The sequence below is a fragment of the Streptomyces sp. ID05-39B genome (genome assembly GCF_033794725.1).
GTDB classification, from domain to species: domain Bacteria; phylum Actinomycetota; class Actinomycetes; order Streptomycetales; family Streptomycetaceae; genus Streptomyces; species Streptomyces bobili.
This window is the reverse complement of sequence record NZ_JARGEF010000379.1, coordinates 1-5,213: the sequence shown is the minus strand read 5'-3', so window position 1 is coordinate 5,213 and position 5,213 is coordinate 1. Positions and strand designations below refer to the sequence as shown.

The 5,213-nt window shown below is 68.1% G+C and carries 5 protein-coding genes and 1 pseudogene; 3 read left to right on the top strand and 3 right to left on the bottom strand.

Annotated features, from left to right (window positions below; translation table 11 throughout):
- Both P1P75_RS39440 and P1P75_RS39435 read left to right on the top strand, forming a co-directional pair.
- Positions 1–520, top strand: a pseudogene (locus tag P1P75_RS39440) (two-component sensor histidine kinase); the annotation flags it as partial.
- 104 nt (positions 521–624) lie between these two features.
- A complete protein-coding gene (locus P1P75_RS39435; RefSeq protein ID WP_319264445.1) occupies positions 625–1,302 on the top strand; it encodes a response regulator transcription factor in 678 nt (225 codons plus the stop codon).
- Between the two features lie 609 nt (positions 1,303–1,911).
- Here P1P75_RS39435 and P1P75_RS39430 read toward each other — a convergent pair.
- Positions 1,912–2,193: a hypothetical protein gene (locus P1P75_RS39430; protein WP_319264443.1), complete on the bottom strand. Its 282-nt coding sequence runs from the start codon at positions 2,191–2,193 to the stop codon at positions 1,912–1,914.
- Positions 2,194–2,523: 330 nt separating this feature from the next.
- Between P1P75_RS39430 and P1P75_RS39425 the strand changes: the two genes are divergently transcribed.
- A complete protein-coding gene (locus P1P75_RS39425) occupies positions 2,524–2,679 on the top strand; it encodes a hypothetical protein (RefSeq protein ID WP_192806773.1) in 156 nt (51 codons plus the stop codon).
- A 396-nt stretch (positions 2,680–3,075) separates the two neighbouring features.
- Here the strand turns inward: P1P75_RS39425 and P1P75_RS39420 are convergent, their stop codons facing one another.
- Together P1P75_RS39420 and P1P75_RS39415 are read right to left on the bottom strand one after the other, a co-directional pair.
- Positions 3,076–4,605 (bottom strand): UDP-N-acetylglucosamine 1-carboxyvinyltransferase, encoded by a 1,530-nt coding sequence (locus P1P75_RS39420; RefSeq protein ID WP_319264441.1) that lies wholly within the window; start codon positions 4,603–4,605, stop codon positions 3,076–3,078.
- Positions 4,606–4,669: 64 nt separating this feature from the next.
- A complete protein-coding gene (locus P1P75_RS39415) occupies positions 4,670–4,870 on the bottom strand; it encodes a DUF4236 domain-containing protein (RefSeq protein ID WP_319264439.1) in 201 nt (66 codons plus the stop codon).
- Positions 4,871–5,213 lie beyond the last annotated feature (343 nt).

The window sequence follows — 5,213 nt, the reverse complement described above, 5'->3', positions numbered from 1 at the left end:
TGTCCCCCGAGGTGCCCGGGGCGCGGGGCCGTACGGCGCGACCTCCGTCGTACCGGCTCGCGACGTTCGGGGGCAGCTGGGTCCGGGGGCGGTGGACGACGGTGGAACGGTCATCAACGGGGCCGATCCACAGAGGGAGTTCACCGCCATTATGAGTACCAGGAAGAACGTCGCCATCGGCTGCGCCGTCACCGCCGTCGTCCTCGTCGCGGGCGTCATCGGCCTGGGCGTCTGGGGGATCGGCGTCATGACGGAAGAGGTGAAGAAGGCGGAGATCTTGCCGAGCGTCTACGAGGAGGCGAAGGTCGGGGACGCCGAGGCAGACATCCGGGCCAGGCTCCCCGAAGAGGACTCGTGGCTCACCTCGGACCTGGCGGACCAGGGGCCCAAGCTGCCCGACGGAGCGACGTGCCGACACTTCACCTCCGAGGACGACCAGGGGGTCGACTTCCTCACCGTCTTCCGGTTCTGCTTCCAGGACGGGAAGTTGGTCTCCAAGGAGACGTACAAGGCGACGTGATGCGGGGCTCCGTGCGGCGGGTCGGCCCGTACAGGGCATGATGGCGGGGCCACTCCGTCCGTTCTCCTTGACAATGTCATGATCGGCACCGCGCAGGAGGTTGTGTGATCCGGGTCCTCGTCGCCGACGACGAGCCGCTCATCAGGGCCGGCATCAGAATGATCCTCACCTCGGCCGACGACATCGACGTGGTCGCCGAGGCCGGGGACGGCCGCGAGGCGGTGGAGAAGGCCCGGGGCGGCGGGATCAACGTGGCGCTGCTGGACATCCAGATGCCGGTGATGGACGGGCTGACGGCGCTGGTCGAGCTCGGCCGCGCCGCGCCGAAGGTACGGGTCCTGATCCTCACCACCTTCGGCGAGCGGGACAACGTACTGCGGACGCTCGGCCACGGCGGTGCGGGGTTCCTGCTGAAGGACTCCGCGCCCGACGAGCTGATCCAGGCGGTGCGGGCCGCGGCGGCGGGCAACGCGTATCTCTCACCCGCGGCCACCCGGCATGTGGCGGACGTGCTCTCCGCCACTGGGGCCACCACGCGCGGGGAGGCCGCGCGGCGCCGGCTCGACGGGCTCACCACCCGGGAGCGCGAGGTGCTGGCGCTGCTCGGGGAGGGGCTCTCCAACGCGGACGCGGGGCGGCGGCTGCATATGAGCGAGGCCACGGTGAAGACGTACGTCAGCCGCATCCTCACCAAGCTCGACTGCGACAACCGCGTCCAGGCCGCCCTCCTCGCCCGCGACGCCGGGCTTCAGCCGGGGGGACTTCAGCCGGGCGGGCACTGACCGGACGGAGCGTCACTTCCGTACGGCCTGACGTCTGTACGGGGGCGCGGCGTCCGTACGTGCCCCTTCCGGCCCGGTGGGCCGAGACACGCGGATCCGCCCGACCGTATCCGTACGGTCGTATCGCACCGCCAGGCCTGAGCGGTCGGGTCCCCGCTCGTCGGAGCCTCCCCCGAGGACACGAGGGAGGGCTCTTCCGGACGGACCGAAACGGGCCTCTGCCCCCTGACCGTGCTGCTCCGGTTCAGGGCCGACTTCTACGACTGCCGGACACGCCCTGGGGGGCGAAGCTCGCAGGCCCGTGTCCTCGGACACATCGTGATGCGCGTCGCGATGGTCCTCCAGTGGTGGCGCGTCACTGGACGCCGCCCGGAGGGGGCGCAGCGGTGGACAGCCGGTGGACAGACGCCTTTGGACGAGCCAGCACGCGGCCGCACAGGGGAGACTGCCCCACACGGCGATCTGGGAAAACGTCATCAGGAAGCAGGGTGCGGCACCACCAGGCGCGATCGCTCTCGTCATGCGCAGGTCTTGGGTTGGAAACCTGAAGACAGCGCTGGCCCGGTTGAGGGTCAGAGCTGCAGGCGCCCGGGGTCGCACATGGTGGTTTCAGGAACCGGGAGCCGTCTCCTCCAGGAAACGTTCCACCTCGCGGGCCATGCCGGAATCAGCTCCTGACGCGAGAGAGTTCCTTCCCGTTGAGCCCTCGTGGATGCCGAGTCCGCCGACCCAGAGGTATGCGAACGCTTGCTCACCGTCGACCTGCGGACTGAATTGGATGTCCAGTTGCCGCAACTGTGCGGGGGATGAGGCGGCGTAGACGGTGGCTGTCGCCCGCCGTTGTGGATAGAGGTTGAAGCCTCGGATGTCGCTGGAGCCGTACTCATCCACGAAGGCGCCGTGGCCGTCTCGTCCCACACGGACGTCTGAGTGGCGGGGATGGCCGCACAAATCGATGGAGAGCTGTGTGGAACGGCGGTTCTCGAACGTCACCTGGGACGAGACGTACGTCAGCCCCTTCGCCTCGCCCCACGACCCTGTGGAGGCACTCCCCTCGTGAGGATGTGCAACCCGTACACGCAGGCCGGCCCACTCATCGGACTGATAGTCCTGCCAGTCTCCGATGACGTTCGGCGATTCCCGAGATCCCTCATCTGACTGCTCACGTCAGCTTACGTCCTGCGTTCGTCTCCACCGCTGCGTGGAGCGTAGGAGAGGGCTTTGAACGTTATGCCGAACGGCGGCTTCGCCGGCCCCTTCGTGGTCTTGATGACCTTGCTGGCGTCGATGTACGCGCCCGCCATCCCCTCCCGCTGGTACGCCCCGTGCGTCGACTCGATCGCGCCACGCGCCGTGCCCGCACCGCACTCGTCCTGACCGTGTAGAACACCCTGGCCATGGCACTGATCAACGAGCCGGGGACCGAGGCGTATCACCCCGGGTTCCGAGGCGGCTGGGCGAATGTTCGCCCGGTACGTGTAGAGGTCCGGGCCGAAACTGGTCGTAGTCGACTCCGACTTGCAGGAACGCCAGTGGCAGCGTCGGTGCGGGCATTGCGAGGCCCCTCCGGCGAGCACTCTCCGTGAAAGGTGACGGGCTATCAGGTATTCCTGATACATCGTCACCCATTGAAGATCATCTTGCACACGCGTTGCACAAGGTGATGAAGAACAGCGGTGATCAATGGAAGGCCGAGAAAGGGTATAGCCACAGGTCGTCGCGTGTTTAGGGATGTCGTGCCCCGTGTCCCCAAGGGGCACGACACCCCGCCCGTCAGATGTCCCGGAAGATCTCGATCTGCGCCCCGATCGTGTTGAGGCGCTCGGCCAGGTCCTCGTAACCGCGGTTGATGACATAGACGTTGCGCAGCACCGACGTGCCCTCCGCCGCCATCATCGCCAGCAGGACGACCACCGCGGGCCGCAGGGCCGGCGGGCACATCATCTCGGCGGCGCGCCAGCGGGTGGGGCCCTCCACCAGGACCCGGTGCGGGTCGAGGAGCTGGAGCCGGCCGCCGAGGCGGTTGAGGTCGGTCAGGTAGATCGCACGGTTGTCGTAGACCCAGTCGTGGATGAGGGTCTTGCCCTGGGCGACGGCCGCGATCGCCGCGAAGAACGGCACGTTGTCGATGTTCAGGCCGGGGAAGGGCATCGGGTGGATCTTGTCGATCGGCGCCTCCAGCTTCGACGGCCGGACGGTGAGGTCCACCAGGCGGGTACGGCCGTTGTCGGCGACGTACTCCGGCGTACGGTCGTGATCGAGGCCCATCTCCTCCAGCACGGCCAGCTCGATCTCGAGGAACTCGATCGGCACCCGGCGCACCGTCAGCTCCGACTCCGTGACGACGGCGGCGGCCAGCAGGCTCATCGCCTCGACCGGGTCCTCGGAGGGGGAGTAGTCCACGTCGACGTCGATGTCCGGCACGCCGTGCACGGTGAGCGTCGTCGTGCCGATGCCCTCGACCTTGACGCCGAGCGCCTCCAGGAAGAAGCAGAGGTCCTGGACCATGTAGTTGGAGGAGGCGTTGCGGATAACGGTTACCCCGTCGTGCCGGGCGGCGGCCAGCAGCGCGTTCTCCGTCACGGTGTCCCCGCGCTCGGTCAGCACGATCGGGCGGTCCGGGCGGACGCCACGGTCGACGACGGCGTGGTACTGCCCCTCCGTCGCCGCGATGTCCAGCCCGAACCTGCGCAGAGCGATCATGTGCGGCTCGATGGTCCGCGTCCCGAGGTCGCAGCCGCCGGCGTACGGCAGCTTGAACTGGTCCATGCGGTGCAGCAGCGGGCCGAAGAACATGATGATCGAGCGGGTGCGTACGGCTGCCTCGGCATCGATCGCCGCCATGTCCAGCTCGGCCGGCGGCACGATCTCCAGGTCGACACCGTCGTTGATCCAGCGTGCCCGTACGCCGATCGAGCTGAGCACCTCCAGGAGGCGGTAGACCTCCTCGATGCGGGCGACCCGGCGCAGCACCGTACGTCCCCGGTTGAGCAGCGAGGCGCACAGCAGGGCCACGCACGCGTTCTTGCTGGTCTTCACGTCGATGGCGCCGGACAGCCGTCGGCCGCCCACGACGCGCAGATGCATCGGGCCGGCGTAGCCCAGTGAGACGATTTCACTGTCCAGGGCTTCACCGATTCGAGCGATCATCTCAAGGCTGATGTTTTGGTTCCCGCGCTCGATGCGGTTGACGGCGCTCTGGCTTGTTCCGAGCGCCTCGGCCAGCTGCGCCTGTGTCCAGCCCCTGTGCTGCCGGGCGTCACGGATGAGCCTGCCGATGCGTACGAGGTAGTCGTCTGCCATGGGGCTGAGGTTATCTCAGATATGAGATCGCGCCTCTTGGGGGGTCCGATCGGGTGATGCCCTGTCAGCGCCGCCTGGCGGTACGGGTGCGGCGCCACCCGAAAGGTCCGGGCAAATCCACCGATGTCGTATGACGCCCGGTACTGCTGCGGGTATGGCGCGGGCCGTGCGAGCCGCCGCCGGTGGTGATGGACCACGAACGCCGGTTGATGTTCAGCCGCACCCCCGGAAGGATGCGGAAACTCTTGCGGAACGTGAGGGGCACTGGGGGTCTCCTTCTCGGTCGCGCGTCTCGGCGGGTGCGTATCGGCCGGTACGTCTCGGGTGGTGCGCCGCGGTCAGCGCCTTGCGGTCGGCGCGTTGCGGGCGTCGTGTGGAAACGCTCCGCTTTCGTCTACCCCGTTTCGTCTACCCCCGCTCGGCCGAGCCATGGCGGTACGTGGCGGGAGCGTGGCCGCGCTCCATGGGCCTGGCCGACGGCTGACGTACCAGCAGGTGACGCTATGTCGGAAACATCCCGGAACCGATTCCCAGCCCTGTCCGCCCTCGGCCCTCCGGGCGGACAGGGCTGGGAATCGGTTCCGGGATGTTTCCGACATAGCGTCACC